This is a genomic window from Streptomyces bungoensis, from assembly GCF_001514215.1.
Classification (GTDB): domain Bacteria; phylum Actinomycetota; class Actinomycetes; order Streptomycetales; family Streptomycetaceae; genus Streptomyces; species Streptomyces bungoensis.
Genome location: NZ_KQ948906.1, coordinates 1 through 1,457 on the forward strand (window position 1 = coordinate 1; position 1,457 = coordinate 1,457).

Below are 1,457 nucleotides of genomic sequence, written 5' to 3' on the forward strand. Positions count from 1 at the left end.
CCGGCCACCACGGCCGGTCCTCGACCGCGACGCCCGTCAAGCACGTGGTCGTGCTGTTCGACGAGAACGTCTCCTTCGACCACTACTTCGCCACCTACCCCAAGGCCGCCAACACCGACGGCACGAAGTTCACGGCGTCGAAGAAGACCCCGAAGAACATCGACACCCTCGCGCACGCCGGGCTGCTGACGAAGAACCCCAACCAGTACGCCCCGAAGCGGCTCGCCCCGTCCCAGGCCATGACCTGCGACCAGAACCACAACTACAGCGCCGAGCAGTACGCCTACAACGGCGGCAAGGCCGACCAGTTCGTCCAGAACACCGAGGTCGACAAGTGCTCGGGCGGCCTGTTCGGCGAACCCGGCCTGGTCATGGACTACTACGACGGCAACACCGTCACCGCGCTGTGGAACTACGCCCAGCACTACGCGATGAGCGACCGCGCCTACAGCTCCACCTACGGCCCCTCCACCCCCGGCGCCCTCAACCTGGTCTCCGGCCAGACGCACGGCGTCGTCTCCGTGGACCCGGCCACCGGCACCGAGAACCCCAGGCAGACGTCCACCCCGGACCCGTACACGGTCAAGTCCCCGGACGCCAAGGGCGTCGGCACGGTCGTCAACGACCCCGACCCCGCCTACGACGACTGCTCCGGCAAGGACCACACCAGCACCAACGCGCTGGCCGCGATGCAGGGCCGGAACATCGGTGACGTCCTCAACTCCAAGCACGTCAGCTGGGGTTGGTTCCAGGGCGGCTTCCGGCCGTCCACCGCCTGGGACGGGCAGCAGGGCCACTACGCCAAGTGCGACACCACGCACACCAACATCGGCGGCGCCTCCGTGGCCGACTACAGCCCGCACCACTCGCCGTTCCAGTACTACAAGTCGACGTCCAACCCGCACCACCTGCCGCCGAAGGACGTCGCGGAGATCGGCCACGCCGGCCAGGCCAACCACAACTACGACCTCACCGACTTCCACGCCGCCCTGAAGGCCGGCAAGCTGCCGTCCGTCAGCTTCGTCAAGGCGCCCGAGTACCAGGACGGCCACGCCGCCTACTCCGACCCGGTCGACGAACAGCACTTCCTCGTCGACCAGATCAACGCCGTGCAGAGCAGCCCGCAGTGGAAGTCCACGGCGGTCGTCATCGCCTACGACGACTCCGACGGCTGGTACGACCACGCCTACGCCGCCCCGCGCAACGGCTCCACCGACACCGCCGCCGGTTCCAACGGCAAGGCCACCGACAGCGCCGCCTGCCAGAAGGGCCCGAAGGCGGCCGGGGGCTACGCCGACCGCTGCGGCCCCGGCACCCGCCAGCCCCTGCTCGTCGTCTCCCCCTACAGCAAGACCAACCACGTCGACCACACCCTCACCGACCAGGCGTCCATCACCCGGTTCATCGAGGACAACTGGCACACCGGCCGCATCGGCGACCACTCCTTCGACGCCACC

General features: G+C 68.6%; 1 protein-coding gene. It reads left to right on the forward strand.

The genetic code is table 11. The annotated features are described in order from the left end of the window. Nucleotides 1-1,457: phospholipase C (locus AQJ66_RS36555; RefSeq protein ID WP_061931246.1), on the forward strand; the 1,457-nt coding region annotated here is incomplete at both ends.